General features: G+C 35.7%; 18 protein-coding genes and 14 tRNA genes. All 32 read left to right on the forward strand.

The features are described 5' to 3' along the window. The first annotated feature begins 417 nt into the window (after positions 1 to 417). The 32 genes from KKI44_RS18255 (at position 418) to KKI44_RS18410 (ending at position 20,592) form a co-directional block, all read left to right on the forward strand. Positions 418 to 1,551 carry an AAA family ATPase gene (locus KKI44_RS18255; protein ID WP_214588615.1) on the forward strand — a complete coding sequence of 378 codons (1,134 nt, stop codon included), beginning with the start codon at positions 418 to 420 and terminating at the stop codon, positions 1,549 to 1,551. Next, entirely contained in the window at positions 1,524 to 2,267 is a 744-nt protein-coding gene (locus KKI44_RS18260; RefSeq protein ID WP_214588616.1) for a hypothetical protein, read from the forward strand. The genes KKI44_RS18255 and KKI44_RS18260 overlap by 28 nt, the downstream gene beginning before the upstream one ends. Continuing rightward, the gene (locus KKI44_RS18265) at positions 2,258 to 4,654 is read left to right on the forward strand and encodes a hypothetical protein (protein WP_214588617.1); all 2,397 of its coding nucleotides are present in this window, start codon (positions 2,258 to 2,260) and stop codon (positions 4,652 to 4,654) included. The genes KKI44_RS18260 and KKI44_RS18265 overlap by 10 nt, the downstream gene beginning before the upstream one ends. After that, positions 4,644 to 6,341 (forward strand): APC family permease, encoded by a 1,698-nt coding sequence (locus KKI44_RS18270; protein WP_214588618.1) that lies wholly within the window; start codon positions 4,644 to 4,646, stop codon positions 6,339 to 6,341. The genes KKI44_RS18265 and KKI44_RS18270 overlap by 11 nt, the downstream gene beginning before the upstream one ends. Next, complete coding sequence (locus KKI44_RS18275) at positions 6,334 to 7,353, forward strand: tetratricopeptide repeat protein (protein ID WP_214588619.1); 1,020 nt, start codon at positions 6,334 to 6,336, stop codon at positions 7,351 to 7,353. Before KKI44_RS18270 ends, KKI44_RS18275 begins: the two co-directional genes overlap by 8 nt. A gap of 857 nt (positions 7,354 to 8,210) precedes the next feature. Beyond that, positions 8,211 to 8,284 (forward strand) — tRNA-His (locus tag KKI44_RS18280). 96 nt (positions 8,285 to 8,380) lie between these two features. Beyond that, positions 8,381 to 8,454 (forward strand) — tRNA-Arg (locus tag KKI44_RS18285). Positions 8,455 to 8,558: 104 nt separating this feature from the next. Next, positions 8,559 to 8,632: transfer RNA gene (locus KKI44_RS18290), tRNA-Lys, on the forward strand. Between the two features lie 6 nt (positions 8,633 to 8,638). Continuing rightward, positions 8,639 to 8,711, forward strand: a tRNA-Arg gene (locus KKI44_RS18295). A gap of 5 nt (positions 8,712 to 8,716) precedes the next feature. After that, positions 8,717 to 8,788, forward strand: a tRNA-Asp gene (locus tag KKI44_RS18300). 68 nt (positions 8,789 to 8,856) lie between these two features. Continuing rightward, positions 8,857 to 8,928: transfer RNA gene (locus KKI44_RS18305), tRNA-Pro, on the forward strand. 6 nt (positions 8,929 to 8,934) lie between these two features. Further along, positions 8,935 to 9,006: transfer RNA gene (locus KKI44_RS18310), tRNA-Glu, on the forward strand. 692 nt (positions 9,007 to 9,698) lie between these two features. After that, a tRNA-Tyr gene (locus KKI44_RS18315) sits at positions 9,699 to 9,785 on the forward strand. A 168-nt stretch (positions 9,786 to 9,953) separates the two neighbouring features. After that, a tRNA-Glu gene (locus tag KKI44_RS18320) sits at positions 9,954 to 10,026 on the forward strand. A gap of 97 nt (positions 10,027 to 10,123) precedes the next feature. Beyond that, positions 10,124 to 10,196: transfer RNA gene (locus KKI44_RS18325), tRNA-Glu, on the forward strand. A 313-nt stretch (positions 10,197 to 10,509) separates the two neighbouring features. Continuing rightward, a tRNA-Leu gene (locus KKI44_RS18330) sits at positions 10,510 to 10,583 on the forward strand. A gap of 91 nt (positions 10,584 to 10,674) precedes the next feature. Then, a tRNA-Phe gene (locus KKI44_RS18335) sits at positions 10,675 to 10,747 on the forward strand. Between the two features lie 89 nt (positions 10,748 to 10,836). Further along, positions 10,837 to 10,909 (forward strand) — tRNA-Gln (locus KKI44_RS18340). 8 nt (positions 10,910 to 10,917) lie between these two features. After that, a tRNA-Trp gene (locus KKI44_RS18345) sits at positions 10,918 to 10,988 on the forward strand. A 128-nt stretch (positions 10,989 to 11,116) separates the two neighbouring features. Next, entirely contained in the window at positions 11,117 to 11,602 is a 486-nt protein-coding gene (locus KKI44_RS18350; RefSeq protein WP_214588620.1) for a ribonuclease H-like YkuK family protein, read from the forward strand. Between the two features lie 124 nt (positions 11,603 to 11,726). Further along, positions 11,727 to 12,539, forward strand: coding sequence for a RimK family alpha-L-glutamate ligase (locus KKI44_RS18355; RefSeq protein ID WP_214588621.1), 813 nt, complete (start codon positions 11,727 to 11,729; stop codon positions 12,537 to 12,539). Positions 12,540 to 12,563: 24 nt separating this feature from the next. After that, positions 12,564 to 13,340, forward strand: coding sequence for an ATP-grasp domain-containing protein (locus KKI44_RS18360; protein ID WP_214588622.1), 777 nt, complete (start codon positions 12,564 to 12,566; stop codon positions 13,338 to 13,340). Positions 13,341 to 13,350: 10 nt separating this feature from the next. Continuing rightward, positions 13,351 to 13,722, forward strand: coding sequence for a cyclic-phosphate processing receiver domain-containing protein (locus KKI44_RS18365; RefSeq protein WP_214588623.1), 372 nt, complete (start codon positions 13,351 to 13,353; stop codon positions 13,720 to 13,722). Beyond that, on the forward strand, positions 13,722 to 14,279 hold the full coding sequence (locus KKI44_RS18370; protein WP_214588624.1) for a DinB family protein: 558 nt from the start codon (positions 13,722 to 13,724) through the stop codon (positions 14,277 to 14,279). The genes KKI44_RS18365 and KKI44_RS18370 overlap by 1 nt, the downstream gene beginning before the upstream one ends. Before the next feature lie 92 nt (positions 14,280 to 14,371). After that, entirely contained in the window at positions 14,372 to 15,388 is a 1,017-nt protein-coding gene (locus KKI44_RS18375) for an RNA ligase, Rnl2 family (protein ID WP_214588625.1), read from the forward strand. 51 nt (positions 15,389 to 15,439) lie between these two features. Continuing rightward, a complete protein-coding gene (locus tag KKI44_RS18380) occupies positions 15,440 to 16,030 on the forward strand; it encodes a DUF5565 family protein (protein ID WP_214588626.1) in 591 nt (196 codons plus the stop codon). A 386-nt stretch (positions 16,031 to 16,416) separates the two neighbouring features. Continuing rightward, positions 16,417 to 17,361, forward strand: a complete 945-nt coding sequence (locus KKI44_RS18385) for a peptidase (RefSeq protein ID WP_214588627.1) — start codon at positions 16,417 to 16,419, stop codon at positions 17,359 to 17,361. A gap of 309 nt (positions 17,362 to 17,670) precedes the next feature. Continuing rightward, positions 17,671 to 18,540, forward strand: a complete 870-nt coding sequence (locus KKI44_RS18390) for a nucleoside hydrolase (protein WP_214588628.1) — start codon at positions 17,671 to 17,673, stop codon at positions 18,538 to 18,540. A 193-nt stretch (positions 18,541 to 18,733) separates the two neighbouring features. Further along, positions 18,734 to 19,297, forward strand: coding sequence for a metallophosphoesterase family protein (locus KKI44_RS18395; RefSeq protein WP_214588629.1), 564 nt, complete (start codon positions 18,734 to 18,736; stop codon positions 19,295 to 19,297). 93 nt (positions 19,298 to 19,390) lie between these two features. Continuing rightward, entirely contained in the window at positions 19,391 to 19,564 is a 174-nt protein-coding gene (locus KKI44_RS18400; protein ID WP_214588630.1) for a hypothetical protein, read from the forward strand. A 12-nt stretch (positions 19,565 to 19,576) separates the two neighbouring features. Further along, a complete protein-coding gene (locus KKI44_RS18405; RefSeq protein ID WP_214588631.1) occupies positions 19,577 to 19,936 on the forward strand; it encodes a hypothetical protein in 360 nt (119 codons plus the stop codon). 104 nt (positions 19,937 to 20,040) lie between these two features. Beyond that, on the forward strand, positions 20,041 to 20,592 hold the full coding sequence (locus KKI44_RS18410; protein WP_214588632.1) for a 3'-5' exonuclease: 552 nt from the start codon (positions 20,041 to 20,043) through the stop codon (positions 20,590 to 20,592). Positions 20,593 to 20,788 lie beyond the last annotated feature (196 nt).

Raw genomic sequence — 20,788 nt, forward strand, 5'->3', positions numbered from 1 at the left:
TAGGTAAGAAGTTAAGACGAATTAAGAATTTGCAAGCAAATTAAAGTCAAGCTTAAGAAATTTATTTCTCTTAACTAATCTTAAACCCTTAATAAATCTTAATGGTTAAAATATATAGAAAGTAAATAAAAACTTTGTGGACGTTGTGTTAAAAAAACAGTTCAAAAAAACAATAATTTTCGTCAAGAAAGAAAAATAACAATAAATTTAGACCTTTGCTCGCTTTGTTAAATGAATAGTTTATACTGAGCTTGTCGAAGTACCTTTGCGAACTTAAAAAGATCTTTGTTTCCTTTGCTAAGTAGAACGCCTTTGCGAACTTAAAAACAGTTAGTATTCAAAATAAACTTTGTGGACTTTGCGTTAAAAAACAATTGCGATTAAAAAAAGAAGTCAAAAATTATAACATAAAAACAAATGACTCAGAATATAGAAAAATTAAACACCGTTCTTAACCACGTCAAAGAAACCTTTGTCGGAAAAAACGATGTCGTCGATTTATTGGGAATCTGTCTTCTGGCAAGAGAAAACGCCTTTTTGTACGGACCTCCCGGAACCGCAAAATCTGCCATTGTAAGAACGTTGGCAAAAACCGTGAAAGACGGAAAAAACTTCGAATATTTATTAACCCGTTTCACCGAGCCGAACGAAATTTTCGGTCCTTTTGATATCAGAAAATTAAAAGAAGGAGAATTATTAACCAATACCGAAGGAATGATGCCCGAAGCATCCATGGTTTTTCTGGATGAGATCTTCAATGCCAATTCAGCCATTCTGAATTCCCTTTTGATGGCTTTAAATGAAAAGATTTTTAAAAGAGGAAAAGAAACCAAACACCTTCCTGCACTCATGTTCGTGGGAGCGAGTAACGTTCTTCCCGAAGACGAAGCTTTGAATGCGTTGTTCGACCGTTTTCTTATCAGAATTAATGTAGATTATGTTCATCCCGACCTTCTTCATCAGGTGCTTTTAGCAGGAAGAAAACTGGAAAATAATCTGGAAACAGAAACTCCCGAAATTCTCTCCCACGAAATAAAAGAACTTCAGGATTTGTGTAAAACTGTTGATTTAAGACCTATTTACGAAGTCTATTTAAACACCATCATCAGTCTGCGAAATACAGGAATTGCTATTTCCGACCGTAGAGCCGTAAAATTGCAGAACCTTATCGCGGCAAGTGCTTTAATTTGTGGCAGAAACGAAGCCATTTTATCAGATTTATGGGTGCTGAAACATATTTGGGATACCGAAGAACAGATTGAAATTCTCGAAGGAATCATCAACAGAACGATTGAAAAAGATGAACATCCGAAGTCTCATCCGCAGGCATTGCAAAACAAAACCCCGAATCCGGAAGAAGTGATGAAAGACGTAAAAATCTTAGTCGAAAAATGGAATCAGGGTTCTTTAAGTTTTGAAGAGCAGAATGTCATTAAAGATAAACTAAGATACCTTCAGACGCGATGCGAGTGGATCAGAAATCCGGAGCAGAAACAGTACATTCAACAGGAAATTGAAAGTCTATGGCAAAAGATTCTTCAAACGGTCTAAAAGAATTCTGGGCAGAAATTCCGCGTGCAGAGGAAGATGTTCTGGGCTCCATCCGCGACTGGAAAAATGTTCAGATCGCTTTGGAGGAAGATGTGATCTGGCTGAAAGGTTTCACCGATGAACAGTCAGTTTCCACTGAAATTCAACAGTTGCCGAATTTCCTGCTGTACGAATTAAGAGACGGACTTTTATTCCGGAAAGACGCTTTGGTTCCCAGCAAAAAAATGAGAACGGCTTTGCTTTGGACTCCCATTGATAAAGCTTTGCGATTAACTTTCCCGTCATTCAATAATAATTTTTTCGGAATTGATGGAAAAATTGAAATTAAACTGAAACCGAGCGAAGAAGAGCATCCCGCAACAGCGTTGTTATGCTCAATAAAAGAAATCAGGGAAACCTTAATCACACTGCCGAAATTTAAGCTGGAGAAAATCAACTGGATGGTGATTAATGACAATGCTTTGTTTATCGGAAAACCTTTATTAAGTTTTCCGGGAAAAACATTTTGGTCAAAAGACGGGCATCTTTTACCGACAGGGTACGATTTTGAATTTAAAAACATGAGCTCTTTATTACAGAGAAAATATAACGCAGGTCGCGATCAGTGGCTTTTATGGAACGAAAACGGAAATGTTCTTTACCTAAATAAAGAAGATTTCCGCAAATTATCCGTAAGCTCTTTCCGACTGACCGAAAAATCACAGGAATGGATATAATTGCATATTTCCAATCATATATCAATTATTTCTGGGAGTGGACAACCGATGAAGATGTTCCGGACGACACCCGATATAATGAAAACAACCTTATTTCGATTCCGAATGTAGGCGCAATTGCGTACAGACCTTACGTAATGGAAATTCTTAAGGAACTTAAAGAACAGGGTCTTCCGCCTTTCGGTTCTTTATTGCTTGTTTTGTATGCGCTTCATGATGGCTACTTAAACTTAGACGGCGTTTTTTATTATCTGAACAGACAGAAAGATGGTTTTGCTGAAAATGAATCCGATGTAGATCTTGCCATTAAATTTTTAGAAAATCTGAGCAGTATCGGAAGTTCTTTAAAGCGGGGACAGAATAAAATCATTCTTTTACAGACCATTTTTAAAGACAGTCACAATCGGGTTTCCTCGGTAAATTCAGGGTTAATCTTAAAAATATTTGAAACTAAGCCTCACATCATCGGCGAAGCTGCTGTTAAAAAGCCTCTGACTTCCATTGCGGTTAACAGAGATATTAAAACTTTAGCGCTTCTTCAGAATAAATTTCCGACTAGAAAATCCATCATCAATGCCATGAAAGGTTTCACAGATATTTCGGAATTGGAAGATGAAGTGGTGGAAGAAGAAACCACCGTTGAAACCGATAAAGATTTTATTCAGGAACTCATTGAAGAGCCGAAAACGTTTCAGGTCGGAAGTTTAATTAAAAGGATCTGGAGCGGTCTGAAAATCCCTATGCGTCATCTTTCGCCCGGAGAACAGCCGATTGGAGGAATCTCGGATATGACGAATAAAGGTGAACTTCACAGAATGCTTTTGTCTGAATTTGCCAATGAAGACGACATTTTCATGAACCGTGTTGCGAACAATGAAGCGTTGTTTATCCAAAGAGAAATTCCGCCCGAAGAAAATATTTTTGAAAGAATTATTTTAATTGATACTTCTCTGAAAAACTGGGGAACCCCGAAAGTTTTGGCGTTTGCATCGGCAATTGCGGTCATCAAACATCCGAAAGCACTTTCAGAATGCAAAGTTTTTGCATTGGGACAGAATATCATCCCGATATCTCTGGATAATGTGGATGAAGTAGTGGAAAATCTCAATCATGTAAGTCCGGTTCTGGAAGTTTCAGGCGCACTTGAAAAGTTTTTTAATAAAGAACATAAAGAAAAAGATCTGGAAGTTTTTTTCATCACGAATCAGGAAAACTTAAGCCATCAAAATCTTCAGAAAATCATTCAAGAAAACAGAGACCGCCTGAAATTTTTGGTGACGACTTCTGCAAACGGTGAGCTGAACTTTTACAAATATCATAAAGGAACAAGAAAGCACATCCAGAAAATTATGCTTCCGTTGCAGGAACTGTGGGCAAACCCGCCGGAACGAAGACAGAGAAGGGAAAGTAAATTTTCAGGAAACGGCAAAAAAGCAAATGTTCCTTTCAATTATCCGATTTTGTTTCCTGCGCCAATCAATAAAATCGCAACCTTTTTGTATGAAGGGGAATTTTTTATTTTAAGCAATAAAAAACAGTTGCTGAGAACCTATCTTTCAGACAATTATTACAACCGCAATTATTATGACACGTATAAAACGCATCATGGCTGCGAAATTTTAATTGATGATATTTCCGTAAAGCCAAAAGGTCAGTTTGCGTTGGCGAAAAATAAGCAGGGAGACTTTATTTTATGCCAGTATCAACCCGATAAAAAGCTGATTTCCAAATTAAATTTAAATACTAAAGAATATTCTGAGCTGAATTTGACAGGAAGAAATATACCTATTAAAAGTCAACTTATATACTTTAATAAAAGTTTTTATCTGCATTTGGATGATATTCCTTACAGCAATAAAATTGCTATAGATGGAAATGTTAGTTTTGAAGAGGCATTTGTGAATGAGAAAGAAATTTATAAAAATAATTTAAGAGTTGGATCTGAACTTAACAAATTAATCCACAGTGGATTAAAAATCCTGAATAATTTCCACAATATCGGAATCAATACAGAAAAAAAGCTAGTCATTTCAAATAACGAATTAAACAAATTATATAACGAAGATTCCATCACGTTTTACAGAAATAATTATCCGCTGGAAATCTGTGCGGAGCAGAATAAAAATAAATTTACCTTTTCAGACGGAAGCGAAATTATTACGGACAATCGCGGAATATTGACTTTTAAAAGCAGCAACAAAAATATCCCCGAATTTTATATTCCTTCCACAGAATATGGAAATCTGGCGTTGGCAACCAACACGGAATTCGGAGGCTCAGAATACTATCTGCCACAGAATACACTTTTGAAAGTGCGAACGATGAAAGAAATGTATGTTGAATATATGGAACGGTTTATAGATCAAATTTGGGAATATGGAACTTAGAATTAAACCTTTTCCGAAAAATAACTACCCCAAAAAAGGACTTTTAATCAAAGGTTCTTCACCGCTTGTATGGCTTTATGAGATGGAAATATTAGGAATAGACTTACATGAAGTTCAGTCGTTCCCGATTCCTTCCACAGAACCGAATATTTTATACGGATGTTTTTTGGTGTTTAAAAATCTTGCTCCGAACGAAATTGGCAGAAATTCTTATTTTCAATGCGTCGATAATAGATTTTTCATTCCTGAAAATACGGTCTTTTATCCGAAAGTAAATCCTGAAGAGTGGCAGAATATCGATGCGGAATATCTCATCATGCACCCCGAATTTGGTTTGGTTAAATTGAATGAAGAAATCGACTGGATCTCCATCATTCAGAATCCGGAAATCTCGGAAGATAAAGTAAGAAAGCCATCGAAAGGCGTTCAGATTCCTCAGAAAATCGAAAGTTTTACCGTTGAAATGGACGATGAAAAAGTTCTGGAATCTCTCGAAAAACCGCAAACCGAAGAAGAATGGATGAAAAACCTTCCCTTTGACATGAAAAAGGTGATGACGGGAAATAAAAAGGAAATCGAAAAATATCTAAAATATATCGAAAAATATCCTGACAGAGCAGTAGAACTTGGCGTTCCGTTGGATATTATGGGAACTTCGAGAGGTGATGGTTTCGGAATTTTTAAATTTAAAAATTCATGGCTCGAAAAACTCTTTGGTAAAAAAGATGAAGACGATTTTAACGGAAAATCTTCCGGTAGAAATTACCGTTGGGTATTCTGGGTTGTCCTTTTAATGATCGGCTTAGCCCGGGTTTTTATGAATCTTAATAAAGATGGAGCTAAAGAATCGCAATCCATTTCTTCAGGTAAAGTTCAGACTCCGGATAAAACAATGATGGCTCCCGTAGTGGCGTACAAATCAGGAGTTACCGATATTGATATGAAAATCGACTCCATGTACGGAAAAAAGCGGAGAGAACTGATGAAAGAACATATGAGTGCCTCTTTAAGCATGAGCAAACCGGGTGAAAAAAGTTATCAGGAATATCTCAAGAATGGAGGAAGACCGCTTGATAAAATTCAGAATGATATTTTTAAGCTGAATGACAAAACAGATGCGGCAACCGATTCATTAAAAAGAGTGTACCGAAAGAAAATTGTAAAATATCTGGCTCAGAATGAAGAAAAAATCAGAGAGAAAATTAAAGATTCCATTCAAAAATCAGGTTCAGGGAAACCTGCCGATGAAGGAGTTGTAAAAACCATTATGAAAAAGAAAGCCATTTTGGTAGAAGATTCATTGGGAAGGCTGTACGGAACGAAAGAACTTCCACAGACTCCGCCTGCTATTTCGACACTGAACGCTGAAAAAAGTAATCCGGAAGAAAAAAGAACCTCTTTTGCTGAGATTTTCTGGCTGATTGTTGCCATGACAGGTGCGGTAGGACTGTATTCTTTTTTCGTCAATAGAAAATCACTGAATATAGGCGGCGAAAATGTTCCGGCGGGAACCAAGATTTTCCTAATGATTATTCTGGTTGCCATGTTGGCGTATATTTTCTATCCGCTGATCGAAATGTTCGGGTACAACTGGTTCGTATGGATTCTTATTATCGGCATCGTATTGCTTCTTTACCGTCTTTTCAGCGAAGATGAAACCATTTTAAAATCTGATAAGGATGAATAGACAGAAATTTACAGACAAATTTATGGCGGCATTTTTCATTCTCGCCATCATCAAAATAATCGGAATTCTGGCGCAGCTTTTCCATCAGAGTTTTTGGAGTGTGGTGGGAACTCTAGTGATTTTTGCCATTGTTGCGTTCATCATTTTTGTGGTACTCATGCAGTTGGAAAAAAAGGAAAAAGAAAACAACTCTTCGGGAAAAGGCAGGAACGGAGGGGGAAATTTTTATCTGGAAGCATCCCTTTTCGATAAGATCAGGAATAAATACGAAGAACTGGCTCAGAAATACATCAGCGAAAAAGATTATAAAAGAGCGGCAAAAGTATACATGAACTTGATGAAAGATTACTATCGCGGGGCAAAAACACTGGAAGATGGAGGTTTATACAATGAAGCCGCAGTAATTTATCTTAAAAAACTGAAGAATAAATCGGAAGCCGCAAACTGCTACGAAAAAGCAAAGCAGTATAAAAAAGCAATCGATTTATACAAAGAACTCGAACAGAAAGAAAAAGTAGGCGATCTGTACAGGAAAATGAATGATGCCAAAAATGCCAATATCTATTATCAGATGGTGGTGGACGATTATGTAAACAATAATCAGATGGTAAAAGGTTCTTTAATTTACCGTAAAAAAATGGAATTGCCCGAAGAAGCCCAGAAAATTCTGCTGAAAGGCTGGGAAGAAGACCGTGATGCTTTTAACTGTCTCAATAATTATTTTGCCAATATTTTTGATGTGAAAAAACTCGATCAGCAGATTCAGGAACTTTATCAGAAAACGCCTTCGGAGAAAAAGATTACTTATCTTGAAGCTATGAAACACGAATTTAAAAAAGATCCGAAACTTCAATCGACCACAAGAAATATCGCCTACGAAATCATCGCCGAAAAAGTAGCAACCCGCTCAGAAATCGTCAATGAACTGAAGCATTTCAATCCGGATGATGAAGTGATTTTGAAAGATATTTCCAGATATAAGACGGGGAGGAACAGGATATTCAGGAATTGATTTGTTTGTCATTGCGAGGAGCAAGGCGACGAAGCAATCTCAAAGTAAAAATGATATCATATAGATTGCTTCACTTTCAGTTCGCAATGACAAAATAAAAAACTTTTAATAAAAAGATTTATCTTTGCAACCATAAAATAATGACAATACAAAGAGCACATATCAGTTTAAATCTATGCGATCGCCCTGTACTAAAGGGATCGTTTGGATATGAATGGATGATATCTTATGAGGCGAAATGTGCTTGCTTTGAAAATTATTTACTGTAAAACCGTAAAAATTTTATCAAAATACTGCAAAAACGCCTCGATTACCGAGGCGTTTTTTGTGTTTTTAGAGCAGAAATTATTTAGAATGAAAAAAAATAACCATAAAAATGAAAATTATTTAATAACAAATGAACAATTAATAAGAAAATAAAGCGTGATCAGTAACCCGATGAGAGACAGTCATTTAGGTATTTGAGACATCTGCAAAGTATTGCGGACGGAAATTCTCTATTCTAAAATTACCACATAATGAATTGATTTTCAAACATTTAAATGAAAAATAAATTTGCGAGTTAAAAAAAATCATATTTACTTTGCAACCGAAAATTGAAAGCAACAGGTTTTCAAGCCTTTCAAAAAACATTTTTAAAACAACAAGAATAAAATGAAACAATTACATAACATATCTAATTCATATTCAGGACAACACGGTACAGAACCGATGGGGCAAAGATATGCTTGTGTTATTCTTCTTGATAGTGAATTTGTGGGAAAAAGGTGCTTATATAAATGGGTCAGCTAATGAACTGACACGTCCAGAAATATAAAGCGCCTCCCGAAAAGAGGCGCTTTTTTTATGGTTGTATGGTTTCTCTAGCTTATTTGGTAAAGCGTCGGTTTGTGGCACCGGAGAACAGGGTTCGATCCCCGGAGATACCCCAAAAAAGTGAATAGTCAATAGTGAATTTTATTTCAAGTGAATTCAAAATTGACAAGCAAGACGAATTGACGATTGACCATTCACAAAATATAAAAACAATCTCATGGCTCAATTGGATAGAGCGTTGGTCTACGAAACCAAAGGCTGAAGGTTCGAGTCCTTCTGGGATTACAAAAAGTGAATAGTCAAATGTGAATTTTGTTTCAAGTGAATTTAAAATTGACAAGCAAAGCAAATTGCCAATTGATCATTGACCATTCACAACATAAAAAAATAATCTCATAGCTCAAATGGTTAGAGCACCGGTCTTTTAAATCGGGGGTTGAAAGTTCAAATCTTTCTGGGATTACAAAAAGGTTCCGTAATTCAACAGGATAGAATGTTGGTCTTCTAAACCAAATATAGAGGTTCGAATCCTCTCGGAATCACAAAAGGTCTATTGAGGTAATGGTTAACCTTCCCGACTGTCTCTCGGGCACTGCGAGTTCGATTCTCGCATAGACCGCAAAGATTCACGGAAAACTTCTGCTCCGGCTGTCTCCCGGAAAAGAAAATGAAAGTGAATCTGCAAAACTGGAAAGATAACGGTGGTTGTTTACCCGCCTTGGACGCGGGAGGTCGCAGGTTCGAACCCTGCTTTCCAGACAGTTTGCTCCATTAGCATAGAGGTTAGTGCATTCGGCTTTCTACCGAACGACAAGGGTTCGATTCCCTTATGGAGTACAGAAAAGTGAATAGTCAATGGTGAATTTACTTCGTAAGTGAATTTTAAAATTGACAAGCAAAGCGAATTGATAATTGACTATTCACAATTCAAACTAAGTTAATTGTTTCAAAGAGAAAAAGAAAAGGCTTGTCGAGAGAAGAAGATCTTTAGCCAAAAAAACACGATATAATATAGACAGGCTTTTTCTTAACTCAACTGAAAATAGATGAAAAAAGTTGTGACATAATATAAATTTTTAGAGAAAATAAAGTTTGTCAAAGCGCAGAAGTTCTTATATCAAACAAAAAAATAAGACAGACTTTATTTTTTAATGAAAATTTAAATAAAAAGAATAATCAGAATATTGGGAAATTACTCATTACTGATTACTCATAAAAACGATGGTTCGCCGAAGTGGAAGAGTCGGGGCGGTCTGCAAAACCGTTGCGTAAGCTGAGTGGGTTTGAAATGTGAAACATTCGTGAATTCAGATAAAAAAGAATAAAAATGGTTATGAACAACCCCATAACCATCTCAAATAACTAAAATGAGATTAGTTCCGAAGAAAAAGAAAAAGTTTGTCGAGCGCAGGAGTTCTTACATCAAACTAAAAATTAAGACAGGCTTTGTTTTTCTTCAAAAATTAAAGATTAAAAAGTTAGTTGGAAAATATTACTCATTACCAATTACTTATTACTCACGAAAAAAGGGAAGTACGCCGAAGCTGGAGAGTCGGGGCAGACTGTAAATCTGTTGCTTTATTGCTGAGTAGGTTCGAATCCTGCTACTTCCACCAAACCGCTGATAATGTAATGGCAGCATGCAGGAAATGTACTCTTGTTGTTCAGGTTCGACTCCTGGTCAGATGGTCAAAGAAAAGTGAATGGTGAATTTTTGCTTTGCAAGTGAATCTTAAAAATTGACTACGAAGTAAAATTGACGATTAATGATTCACAACAAAAACGCTCTATTCGTCTAACGGTTCAGGACGCCTGCCTTTCGAGCAGAAAACAAGGGTTCGATTCCCTTATAGAGTACAGGAAAGTGAAAAGGTGAATGGTGAGTTTTGCTCCGCAAGTGAATTTTAAGAATTGACTGCAAAGAAATTGACTATTCACAATTCACAACAAAAACGCTCTATTCGTCTAACGGTTCAGGACGCCTGCCTTTCGAGCAGAAAACAAGGGTTCGATTCCCTTATAGAGTACAGAAAAGTGAATAGGTGAATGGTGAATTTTGCTCCACAAGTGAATTTTAAGAATTGACTACGAAGTAAATTGACGATTGACAATTCACAAAGAAATAGGTTAAATGGAAAGAGAAAGGTTTGTCGAGCGCAGAAGATCTTTAAAAAAACATTACAGGCATAGTTTATAAATATAGGCAGGCTTTTCTCGGACCTAAAAATATAAGTAATAAGTAATTAGCAATGAGTAATTATTTAAGGTTAATACGAATTATAAATTTATAGAAGATAATTTTTATTACTGATTACCAATTACTCATTACTAATGAAATCCGCGGGAATGGTGGAATTGGCAGACACACTTGATTTAGGCTCAAGGTTTTGGGGGTTCGAATCCCTCTTCCCGTACAGAATATAAGTAATCGGTAATAAGCAATGGGTAATAAATTGCAGGCAAAAAATATTACTTATTACCAATTACTCATTATCTATAAAATTGGGAAGAGTGGTGTAGCAGGTCTGCACGTTAGTCTGAAAAACTAAAGGTACAGGTTCGATTCCTGTCTGTTCCACGAGATATCAGTAATAAGTAATGTGCAATAAGTAATGAATTATGTGCAAAAAAAATTACTAATTACCTATTACTCATTACTTATAAAACTGATTCATAGTGTAATTGGTCAGCACACAAGACTTTGACTCTTGTTGTTCAGGTTCGAGTCCTGATGAATCAACAAAAACTACTCCGATGGTGTAATGGCAGCATCTCAGTCTCCAAAACTGATGGTATTGGTTCGAGTCCGGTTTGGAGTGCAGGAATGTTAATGGTCAATGGTGAATTTGCTTCACAAGTGAATTTTAAATTGACAATACAATGAATTTACAATTTACAATTGACGTAATTATTAAAATTTAAACAAAACAAAAAACATGTAGAAAAAATGGAAACGCAACAACAAGTATGGCAGAACATGACAGGGAAAATTTTCCAAAACTCTATCAAACAACTGGTAGAAGAAGCCATCATCCGCGAACAGGCAAATGGACACCGACTGAAGGTTTGTGTAGGTTCAGATTCCCATGTATACGGGAATGCCATTAATTATGCTACGGCAGTAGTGTTTATTCGTGAGGGAAAAGGAGCGTTTACCTTTATCAGAAAAGAAAGAGAAATACAGACTATCAGTATCAAAGAACGTATGCTGAACGAGGTGAACAAATCCGTAGAAATTGCTTACGCCATTTGCGCTGTTCTGGATGCTTATGGAGTGGAAATGGAGGTACACGCAGACATTAACACCGATCCGGATTTCAAATCCAATGTTGCCTTAAGAGACGCAATGGGATATATTCTGGGAATGGGGTATGTGTTTAAAGCAAAACCTTACGCCTTCGCAAGTTCCAATTGTGCTGATATGATGGTGTGATGAAATAGCTGGAAGCGGGATGTATGGAAATTAGAGTTTTTAATTTTCTACATTTATTTTAAAGCTTTCAGAAACCTCACAGGTTTTCAAAACCTGTGAGGTTTAAAGTAATAACAAATAAAAAATGAAAACAATTTTAATCATCAACGGAGAAAAATACTGGCAGGATTATTTTGCAGGATTTGATGTGGTTCAGAAAAAAGTTCAGACCTCAGAATTTATCGTAAAAAATGCTGAACTGTATGTTATTGATGAGAATGGAGTCTGCAAACCGGATGTTATTTTTTGGAGATTGGGAGCGATCAATCCTGAAGCAAAACACAGAAATATTTTGGAATTGATTGAATATTCAGGAATTCCATGCGTGAATTCAGCTTCGACATTATTAATAGGTTACGACAGATTATCCATGTTAAACAGATTAAAAAAGCTTGGATTACCTGTGATTGATTTTAATGTAGCAACTAATACAACTCAATTGAAAAATCTGGAAATGCAGTTTCCTTTCGTGGTTAAAGTTGGAAATCATCATGGTGGATATGGAAAAAGTCTGGTTTCAACCGAAGAACAATGGGAAGAACTGAAAGATTTACTCTTTATTCATCAGGATTATGTGACGACAGAGAAATTTATTGATTATCAATATGATATCCGTTATCTGGCTGTCAATGATAAAGTCTGGGCAATGAAAAGAAAAGGTAAATATTGGAAAGCCAATTCTTTAACTCAGGAATATCAACTCATCGAGCCCGAAAAAGAATGGATAGAAAAAATAAAACTGTTACAGGAAAATATCAATGCAGATATTATTGCCATTGATATTCTGGAAACAGAAAACGGAGAAAAAATAATTGTAGAATACAACGATATTCCCGGACTTTCAGGATTTCCTGAAGATGCAAAACTGGAATTGGCGGGTATTGTAAAAAACAAATAAAAGAACCTTAAAAAATTAATAATCATGTATTTTTTAGTTCAGGCTAATATATATTTAGATCCCGATCATTACAGAATTTTTGATGCTTTGGACGAATTAAATATTGATTACAGCGTAATTAATATTCCTCCAACCGCACAAAAAATTGACTTCGAAACAGACAGAAAAGATGTTTTCGTATACGGTTCGGTGACGATTGCAAGATTGGCAAAGCAAAATACAGATTGGTTTCCAGGTTCTTTTTACGGAGGTAATCATTTGTATGAAGTGTATTCCAAATATTATGGTGAAAACCTTCTTAATCACAAAGTTTCCGTTCATAAAATTTCAGAAGAATTGATTTGGAAAAAAGATGAACTCAAATTCATCAAACCTTACAATGAAGCGAAAATTTTTACAGGAAAAGTCTTCAACGAAACGGAATGGAAAGATTTTGCTTTTGAAGCATTGCAAAATCAAACCAACAGAATTACAGAAGATTCTTTGGTTCAGATTTCTGAAGCAAAACGAACAATAAAAGAAGCAAGACTTTGGATTGTTGGCGGACAGATTATTGATGCAGGATATTATAAATTAAATGATCATGCTCCTTTTGAGGAAAAAGTTTCAGAAGAAGGATTGAATTTCGCCAATGAAATGATTCAGCTTTTCAATCTGGAAGAAGCTTTTGTAATGGATATTTGCTTCACAGATGAAGGATGGAAGATTGTTGAAATCAACTGCATCAACAGTTCCGGATTTTATCCGAATACAAACGTGAAAAGTATTATCAAAGCTTTGAATATTTACTTTTCGAATTAAAAAATAAGCAATGGAAATAACAAAAAGATTACTGTTTCTGGATGATATAAGATATCCGATTGAAGCATATCATTATACCAAGCAGGATATTTTCCTCAGAAAAGACTGGCATATCGTTCGGAATTACAAACAGTTTGTCAACAGGATTTTGGAAAAAGGACTTCCGGAAATGATCTCTTTTGACCACGATCTTGCCGATGAACATTATTTGAAGCCCCATTCTCAGGAATTTGTTGAAAAAACAGGCTACGATTGTGCAAAATGGCTGGTAGAATATTGCATGGATAATTATTTGGATTTGCCACAGTTCTATTGCCATTCCATGAATCCTGTCGGAAAAGAAAATATTGAAAGCCTTTTAAAAAACTTTAAAAATTTATAATGGATATTTTCAGATTCATTCAGGACATAAAAACGCATTTAAAACTCAGTTTTTATGAGGTTGATAAATGGTTTCATAAAGACAATAAAACGTTGAATTTTCAACCTTCAAATGGAGGTTGGACAGTTCAGCAGATTTTAGAACATATTTATCTCACGAACTTTTATCTGTTGATACTCATTGAAAAGGGCTCAAAAAAAGCAATGCGGAATTATCTGCATCTTGATTTGAATCTTGAAATAAAAAATTACCGTTTCAATCAGGAAAAGTTTGAAAAAGTAGGTGAATATGGAGCTTTTGAATGGATAAGACCAGAACATATGGAGCCGAAAGGAGAATTAAATTTAACTGAAATAAGAAGTTTAATTACTCAGCAATATCATCAATGCTTAAGTTATTTAGACCTGATGAAAAACGGGGAAGGTCTTCTCTGCAAAACGACAATGACAGTAAATGAACTGGGGAAAATCAATGTGTACGAGTACATTTATTTCCTTTCGCTTCATGCTCAGCGACACCTTACTCAGATGAAAAATAATGAATTAGAAGCGATTTGAATGCTTGGATTGTCTTTTTCAGACAGTAGTGAAACCTCACAGGTTTTCAAAACCTGTGAGGTTTAAGTAAAAACAAACTAAAAATTAAAAAAATGATTTTCAAAACATATAACTCAATAGAAAACGCTTACCAGACCCGGGTAATCGATCAGATCAGGATTCAGGGTTTTGGGGATGAGGTTTTCATCGTGCAGGAGAAAGTTCACGGTGCTAATTTCTCTTTCTTTACCGATGGAAAGGAAATTAAAATCGGGAAGAGAACCGCTTTCATCGAAAAGGATGAAAAATTCTTCAACGCACATCAGATTTTAGAACGTTACAGAAAAAACGTCATCGAAGTATTCGAAAAAGTGAAAAATATTCATCCGGATGTAGAGACGGTCGTAATCTACGGTGAATTGTTCGGTGGAGGTTACAAACACAAACAAGTGGAACCCATAAAAGATGCGGTAAAAGTGCAGAAAGGTGTTGAATATGCACCTCACAACGAATTTTACGCATTCGACATTAAATTGAACGGAACTACTTATCTGGATACCGATGTGGTGAATGAAATTTTCGAAGAAACCGGATTTTTCTATGCAAAAATTCTTTTTCAGGGAACTTTGGAAGATGCTTTGAAGTTTCCGAATGTTTTCGATTCTAAAATTCCGGGCTGGCTTGGGCTTCCTGAAATCGATAACAATATGTGTGAGGGAACCATTTTGAAAACTTTGAAAACCAGATATTTTGGAAACGGCTCAAGAGTCATTTTGAAAAATAAAAATGAAAAATGGATCGAGAAATCTAAAGTGGTAAGAAAACAGGAAAAAACCGTTCAAAAGCAAATCAGCTTTAGCGAAAAAGCTCATAATATCTGGGAAGAAATTCAAAAATATGCAACAGTAAACAGGTTAAACAACGTGGTCAGCAAAATTGGCGAATTTGAACCCAAAATGGTTGGTAAAGTCATTGGTCTTTTTGCGCAGGATATTTTAGAAGATTTTGAAAAAGATTTTCCGAAAGTTTTCGAAACCATTGAGAAAGAAGAACAGAAAAGAATCAATAAAAAACTGAATTCTTTAGTGATTGACATCGTAAAAGAAGAATTAATTTCCACAAAAGTATAGTTTTGAGAGTTATGCTGATGAATAAAACTTTTGTGATTAAAACTATTAAAAATGAAAAAGATAAGTACATTATTCAAAAAAGATATACATAATTTAGGAAGAGTTATTAACGAAATTAATCCTGAAAACAACTGGGTTTTTGATGGGAAAGCTATTGCTACACAAAAGTTTGATGGTTCTGCATGTGCAGTAATCAACGGTAAATTATACAAAAGATACGATGCCAAAAAAGGAAAAACAGCTCCTGCAGGCGCAATTCCGTGTCAGGAAGCAGATCTTATTACAGGTCATCATCCGCATTGGGTAGCGTGTGATATTGATAAAAAAGAAGATCAATACTTCTGGGAAGGTTTCAGTGCTTTGGCTGAATTGGGCAGGGTGGAAGATGGAACCTACGAACTCATTGGTGAAAAGATACAAGGAAATCCTGAGAATATTAAAGGTCATTTATTGGTAAAACATGGCAAAAATATTCTTAGTTTAGAAAGTCTGGACTTTGAATTTATCAAGAGCTTTTTGAGCAATCCCGAAAATGATATGGAGGGTATTGTTTTCCATCATACTGCTGACAATCGTATGTGCAAAATCAGAAAATCTGATTTTGGTGTACGAAGAATATCAGTAAAAGAACTTATTGTTTAATAAAGATGAAGTTTCGGTAATATATTTACCGGAACTTTTTACGTGTTAAATTGAACCATAAACTGATCTGACTAATATGCAGAAAGTTTGTCATTCTGACACAGCCTGAAAGGATGCGAACGAAGTTCAGAGAATCTACACAATATTTTTTTAGAGATTCTTCACTCCACTTAGTTCCATTCAGAATGACAGCAGAAATAATTAATTATTGTTAAAAAAATCTGATTGTCTTTAATTTGTCATAATAAAAACCTCTGCGATCTTGGTTAAGTTTTAACGCCTCTGCGAACCTTAAAAACAGTTTGTTTATAAAAAATCTTTGCGTGCTTAGCGTTAAAATCAAGTATTATGATTGATAACGGATAATCAAAAAAAAATTAGAAAAAATGTTACAGGCAGAAATAAAAAGTCTATTAAAAGAAGACATCAGTATATTAATAAAAGTACCCAATTCAGCAAAGCATTATCTGTGCGATTGTGGTGAAGCGAGTTTACTGACGGTAAAAGAAGTACAGTCGGTTTCAGCGATATTCATAAGTCATACTCACATTGATCACTTTTCCAATTTCGACGGAATTTTCAGACATCAGATTGGAAGTGGTGAGAAAATCGTGATTTGCGGACCGAAAAATATTCATCAGCAGATTGAAGCAAGGTTAAAATCTTACACTTGGAATTTAATTGATGAAAATGCGATTGAATATGAGATTAGAGAAATCGTTTCTAAAGAAGAAATTAATGTCTACAAAATTCGTCCTCCACATTGGAATCTGGAATTGATAGAAACTCAGAATTTCCTTTTTGAAGACAAATATGTGAATGTTGATTTTGCAATTTTGGATCACAAAACAGATTCTATCGCGTATTTATTCAGGGAAAAAGATTCAGTGACTTTTAATGAAAACGGTTTAGAATTCAAAAAAGGAAAATGGATCAGCGAACTGAAGAAAGCTTTTGAAAACAACGATTCCGACAAAGAAATTGAAATCGAAGGAACAATTTATAAAGCCTCCGGTTTATTTCACTTTCTGACTCGAAACAAAGGATATAAACTAGGCGTAATCATGGATCACGCAGTCTGCGAGGACAATTATGAAAAGATCAAAACAGTTTTCAGGGAAGCGGATATGGTGTACATCGAAACTTTTTACAAAGATGAAGATCAGGAATTTGCAAAGATCAACCATCACAGTTTTGCTTCTGCATCCGGTAAAATCATGAAAGAATGTGAAGTAAAAGAAGCCGTTCCTATTCACTTTTCAAGACGATATGTCGAAAGCGATCAACTGGAAATTGAAACCGCTTTTTATAAAGCATTTCAGGGAAATTAATTGACCTGAGTTCGTGATAAGTCTTCTTAAACGCAAGGTAAAACAAAGAGTTTCAATTATTAAGAATTCAGCTTTTAAGATATACAAAGGCGTAAAACTTATCAAAGTAATACCATTTTTGTCTTTTTTAAATAAACGAAGTGCCTTTGTTTAGCTTGTAAACTTTCAATAAGTAAAAAAAATCTTTTGTTTTTCTTTGCGATAAATTAATATGATTTTATAAATCAGGTATTTAAGTTTATTTCTTATCCCGAGCTGAGGTTAATTAAAATTATTTATTCAATTAAAATTAAAAAACTAAAAATAATCATGCAAAATAAATTACCTTTTCATTTCGATATGGAAACGGCTGATCCTGATGATTCGATGACGTTGGCTGTTTTGGCAACGCATCCCAAGGTTCATCTCGCAAGCGTATCCGTACATCCGGGAGGAAAAGATCAGATAGGATTTGTAAAACGTGTTCTGCAAATTCTGGATAGGGAAGATGTCCGCGTCGGTGCAGGAACTCCAAAATCTTCGGCGAGCCGTGTTTCGGGTTTTTACCAAGACTGGATCGGAAAATTTGAAGATTCAGAAGCGAATGATACGGCAGCAAACATTATGGCTGAAACACTCCATCAATTTCCTGATTGTACTTTACTGACGGGAGCAGCACTTACAAATCCGCATTCATTGTGGGAAACCGGAGTTTTCTTCGATCGCTGGTTTTGTCAGGGTGGTTTTGCAGGCGACAATATTGTCCCAAAAGAACATCGACTGGAAAAATTTGACGGAAAAATTACCTGTGCGACATTCAATCTGAATGGAAATCCATTGGCTGCTGAAAAGCTGCTTTCAATACCCATAACCGAAAGACGGATGATCAGCAAAAATGTTTGTCACGCTGCTGTTTTTACAAAGAAAGATGCAGAAATCCTGATTCCTTTTCGAAATGAAAATAAAGGATTGAAGCTATTTCTTAAAGCAGTGGAACTCAAAGAAAAGGCACTTCATGATACTGTGGCAGCTTTATTGGCGATAGATCCGTCAAAAGCAGTCTGGGCAGAAGTAATTCCTTACAGACAGCGTGGTGAATGGGGTTCCCGTGAAGTAAAAGAAAGTTCCGGATACAACTCATCATTGATTACAACTCACATTCCAGATTTCAAAGATCTGTGGATGGTGATGAAACCTTAACGAATTAATATTATTAAACTAAAACTGCAATTTTAATCAGCAAGTTTGTCATTCTGACACAGCCTAAAAGGATGCGAACGAAGTTCAAAGAATCTCATATAAAGATTTTAGAGATTCTTCACTCCACTTCGCTCCGTTCAGAATGACAGAGGAAATAGTGAAATATTGTAGTTAAAAACAAACAATTAAAAAAATGAAACCAAACATATTTTTCACAGCAGACCATCATTTTGGTCACGAAAACATTATAAAATTCTCCGAAAGACCTTTTGAGTCTTTGGAACACATGAACGAAGAACTCATCAAAAGATGGAATGAGAAGATCGGTAAAGATGACACCGTTTATCATTTAGGTGATATGAGTTTAGGCAAACCGGATTTCACGAAAGAAATTCTTGACCGATTAAATGGAAACATTCATTTGATAAAAGGCAACCATGAAGGTGCAGCGTTGACCTATCCAAAACGATTTGCTTCCATCAGAGATTATCACGAACTGAAAATTGATGAGCCTGAAAACAGCAACGGCAAACAGAAAATTATCCTTTTTCATTACGCCATGAGAACATGGAACGGCTCACACCGTGGCGTTTGGCAGCTTTACGGTCATTCGCACGGAACATTACCCGACGATGAAATGGCTCTGAGCTTCGATGTAGGAGTAGATTGCCATAATTTTTATCCGGTTTCTTACGAGGAAGTAAAGGAAATCATGAAAAGGAAAAAATGGACACCGCCGTTTGCACCGAGAAATTAAAAAGTTGGGAGTCTGAAGCTGGGGGCTGGAAGTATTTTCATAGTGTGAAACTTCCATCTTCCTGCTCCCATCTTCCAACCTAAAATCAAAATCATGAAAACAACAAACGAAATTGTAATTATCGATTTGGAAGCTACGTGTTGGGAAAATGACAGAATTCCCGCCGGCCAAAAAACCGATATTATAGAAATAGGAATTTGCGAATTAAACAGAACAACGCAGGAAATTTCCAAAAAACGAAGCATTTATAATTCCCGAAAGATCTAAAATCAATAAATTTTGTACAGAACTTACAGGAATTACTCCGCAACTTATCGAAGAGAAAGGAATTTATTTCGAAGAAGCCTGCGAAAAATAAGAGATGAATATCATTCAGTTCAGCTTACTTGGGCAGGTTTTGGAAACTTTGATAAAGAGCAGATCATGGAACAGTGTGATTATCTCGGTATCGAAAATCCTTTTTCCGAAAACTACATCAATGTGATGTTTCAATTCAAAAAATATATAGGACATCATAAAATGATGGGTTTGAAAAGAGCTCTGAATTATATGAACATGGATTTTGAAGGAAATCATCACAGCGGAGCAGACGATGCTTACAACGCCGCCAGAATTTTAAGAGAAATTTTGGGGAAATAATTTGGTAAGGAAGATGGATGATGGAAGCGGGAAGTTTTACAGTATGTAATTCTCTTCTAGCCTCCAGCTTCAAACTTCCAGCCCAAACAATAAATTTTTAAACAATGAAAACAACAGACAACATATTAATTATAGACCTCGAAGCCACCTGTTGGGAAGACCGACCGCCTAGAGGACAGGAAAGCGAAATCATAGAAATCGGAGTGTGTATCATGGATGCAAAAACCGGAAAAATTTCCAAAAATGAGGGAATTTTAATAAAACCTCAATACTCGAAAGTAAGTCCGTTCTGTACGGAACTGACTTCCATTACACAGCAGATGCTTGATGACGAAGGCGTTTTGTTAGAAGATGCTTTAGATATTCTGAGAGCAGAATACGATTCTGAAGATCTGACCTGGGCAAGTTACGGAAACTACGATCTGAATATGCTTCAAAATCAGGCAAGAAGATTCAAAGTGGATTATCCTTTGAGCGATGACCACATCAATGTGAAAACCTTATTTGGAGAACTGCATCCCACGATTCGTAAAAGCGTCGGAATGGCAAGAGCTTTAGGCGAATTAAATCTTACACTTGAAGGAACCCATCACAGAGGTGTAGATGATGCTAAAAATATTGCAAAAATTTTGCATTGGTGCCTGCAACAGTATTAATGTAACAATTTAGTAATCTAAAAATGTAACGACGACTTCCTTTTAAAAAGGGAGTTTCTTATTTCCATACCTGTCATTGCAAGAAGCGAAGTAAGCCTGTGCTGAGCCTGTCGAAGTAAAGCAATCTCAATAAAAAGACAGATTGCTTCACTTTCAGTTCGCGATGACAAAAAATATTACAAATTTTCTACAACGC

This window comes from Chryseobacterium sp. ZHDP1 (genome assembly GCF_018603435.1).
In the GTDB taxonomy this organism is placed as follows: Bacteria; Bacteroidota; Bacteroidia; order Flavobacteriales; family Weeksellaceae; genus Chryseobacterium; species Chryseobacterium indicum.

Bases quoted from the DNA above. Each gene is read 5' to 3' on its own strand.
- KKI44_RS18255 (WP_214588615.1), top strand. From the start codon at position 418: ATGACTCAGAATATAGAAAAATTAAACACCGTTCTTAACCACGTCAAA.
- KKI44_RS18260 (WP_214588616.1), top strand. From the start codon at position 1,524: ATGGCAAAAGATTCTTCAAACGGTCTAAAAGAATTCTGGGCAGAAATT.
- KKI44_RS18265 (WP_214588617.1), top strand. From the start codon at position 2,258: ATGGATATAATTGCATATTTCCAATCATATATCAATTATTTCTGGGAG.
- KKI44_RS18270 (WP_214588618.1), top strand. From the start codon at position 4,644: ATGGAACTTAGAATTAAACCTTTTCCGAAAAATAACTACCCCAAAAAA.
- KKI44_RS18275 (WP_214588619.1), top strand. From the start codon at position 6,334: ATGAATAGACAGAAATTTACAGACAAATTTATGGCGGCATTTTTCATT.
- KKI44_RS18350 (WP_214588620.1), top strand. From the start codon at position 11,117: ATGGAAACGCAACAACAAGTATGGCAGAACATGACAGGGAAAATTTTC.
- KKI44_RS18355 (WP_214588621.1), top strand. From the start codon at position 11,727: ATGAAAACAATTTTAATCATCAACGGAGAAAAATACTGGCAGGATTAT.
- KKI44_RS18360 (WP_214588622.1), top strand. From the start codon at position 12,564: ATGTATTTTTTAGTTCAGGCTAATATATATTTAGATCCCGATCATTAC.
- KKI44_RS18365 (WP_214588623.1), top strand. From the start codon at position 13,351: ATGGAAATAACAAAAAGATTACTGTTTCTGGATGATATAAGATATCCG.
- KKI44_RS18370 (WP_214588624.1), top strand. From the start codon at position 13,722: ATGGATATTTTCAGATTCATTCAGGACATAAAAACGCATTTAAAACTC.
- KKI44_RS18375 (WP_214588625.1), top strand. From the start codon at position 14,372: ATGATTTTCAAAACATATAACTCAATAGAAAACGCTTACCAGACCCGG.
- KKI44_RS18380 (WP_214588626.1), top strand. From the start codon at position 15,440: ATGAAAAAGATAAGTACATTATTCAAAAAAGATATACATAATTTAGGA.
- KKI44_RS18385 (WP_214588627.1), top strand. From the start codon at position 16,417: ATGTTACAGGCAGAAATAAAAAGTCTATTAAAAGAAGACATCAGTATA.
- KKI44_RS18390 (WP_214588628.1), top strand. From the start codon at position 17,671: ATGCAAAATAAATTACCTTTTCATTTCGATATGGAAACGGCTGATCCT.
- KKI44_RS18395 (WP_214588629.1), top strand. From the start codon at position 18,734: ATGAAACCAAACATATTTTTCACAGCAGACCATCATTTTGGTCACGAA.
- KKI44_RS18400 (WP_214588630.1), top strand. From the start codon at position 19,391: ATGAAAACAACAAACGAAATTGTAATTATCGATTTGGAAGCTACGTGT.
- KKI44_RS18410 (WP_214588632.1), top strand. From the start codon at position 20,041: ATGAAAACAACAGACAACATATTAATTATAGACCTCGAAGCCACCTGT.